We start from the raw sequence: 1820 nt of genomic DNA on the forward strand, positions 1-1820 counted from the left end.
CTCCCCGAATGACGCCGACGCCACTGGGTCCCACCCCGCGCCCCCCGGGGAAGGTGCGCGATAATGTCGGGGTGACTGACACGATCGCTCTCGGAATGCCCACCGTCAAGGAACCGCCGTTCCCCCGCAGGACCACGCGCCGGATCATGGTCGGTGACGTCCCCGTCGGCGGTGGCGCCCCCATCTCCGTGCAGTCGATGACCACCACGAAGACCCACGACATCGGGGCCACGCTCCAGCAGATCGCGGAGCTCACCGCGGCCGGCTGCGACATCGTCCGTGTCGCCTGCCCCACCGACAAGGATGCCGAGGCACTGCCGGTCATCGCCCGGAAGTCGACGATCCCCGTCATCGCGGACATCCACTTCCAGCCGAAGTACGTCTTCGCGGCCATCGAGGCCGGGTGCGGGGCGGTGCGCGTCAACCCGGGCAACATCCGCAAGTTCGACGACCAGATCGAGGCGATCACGAAGTCCGCGCGCGAGCACGGGACCTCACTGCGCATCGGTGTCAACGCCGGCTCCCTGGACCGACGCATGTACGAGAAGTTCGGCGGCGCCACGGCCGAGGCGCTCGCGGAGTCCGCCATCTGGGAGGCCTCCCTCTTCGAGCAGTACGACTTCCACGACTTCAAGATCTCGGTCAAGCACCACGACCCCGTCACGATGATCAAGGCCTACGAGATCCTCTCCGAGCGCGGCGACTGGCCGCTCCACCTCGGCGTCACCGAGGCCGGCCCCACCTTCCAGGGCACCATCAAGTCCGCCACCGCCTTCGGGGCGCTCCTGCGCGAGGGGATCGGCGACACGATCCGTGTGTCCCTGTCCGCCCCGCCCGTGGAGGAGGTCAAGGTCGGCATCCAGATCCTGCAGTCCATGGGCCTGCGCGACCGGACCCTCGAGATCGTGTCCTGCCCCTCCTGCGGTCGCGCCCAGGTGGACGTCTACACCCTGGCCGAGAACGTCACCGAGGGCCTGAAGGACCTCACCGTCCCGCTGCGTGTGGCCGTCATGGGCTGCGTCGTCAACGGCCCCGGGGAGGCCCGCGAGGCCGACCTCGGCGTGGCGTCGGGCAACGGCAAGGGGCAGATCTTCATCCACGGCGAGGTCGTCGAGACCGTGCCGGAGGACCAGATCGTCGAGACCCTCATCAAGCGGGCCAACATGCTCGCCGAGGAGATGGGGCTTGGAGGAGGGCGACGGCGCCGTCGAGGTCATCCCCGCCGTCCGCTGAGCCACCCCGACCGGCCCCCTCGCGCCGCACGTCCACGAGGGCGATCCCGCGGCCGACCGAACCACTGATCCCACAGGAGACACGCATGCGCACCAGGACCGCACTGCTGACCGCCCTCGGCGCCGCGGGCGCACTGGCCGTGGCCACCGGCTGGCCGACCCGCCAGGGGCTGACGCGCTCCGAGGCAGCGGTGTCGCTGCCCGGTGACCTGCTGCTGCCGACCGCCACGATCGTCGCCGACCGCGCGATCACCATCCACGCCCCCGCCGACGAGGTGTGGCCGTGGCTGACCCAGATCGGGCAGGACCGCGCCGGGTTCTACTCCTGGACCGCCATCGAGAACGCCATCGGGTGCGAGGTCACCGACGTCCACGAACTGCGTCCCGAGTGGTCGGAGCGCGCGGTGGGGGACGAGGTCACACTCGCCCCCGGCATGGCGCTGCGCGTCGCGATCAGCTCACCGGGCCACGCCCTCGTGCTCACGACCGAGGGTGGACGGGTGCCGGAGGAGGCCGAGGGTTCCCCCACCATGCAGTTCGACCTGACATGGGCCTTCGTCCTCGTCGACGAGGGCGCCTCCACCGTCC

At 70.4% G+C, this 1820-nt stretch carries 1 protein-coding gene and 1 pseudogene; both read left to right on the forward strand.

Annotation, left to right across the window (positions count from 1 at the left end):
• The first annotated feature begins 95 nt into the window (after positions 1-95).
• A pseudogene (gene ispG, locus TA90_RS11080) lies at positions 96-1233 on the forward strand (flavodoxin-dependent (E)-4-hydroxy-3-methylbut-2-enyl-diphosphate synthase).
• Between the two features lie 85 nt (positions 1234-1318).
• Positions 1319-1820: hypothetical protein (locus TA90_RS11085; protein WP_043536471.1), on the forward strand; the 502-nt coding region annotated here is incomplete at its 3' end.

Origin of the sequence: Actinomyces polynesiensis (genome assembly GCF_000820725.1) — a bacterium.
Lineage (GTDB): Bacteria > Actinomycetota > Actinomycetes > Actinomycetales > Actinomycetaceae > Pauljensenia > Pauljensenia polynesiensis.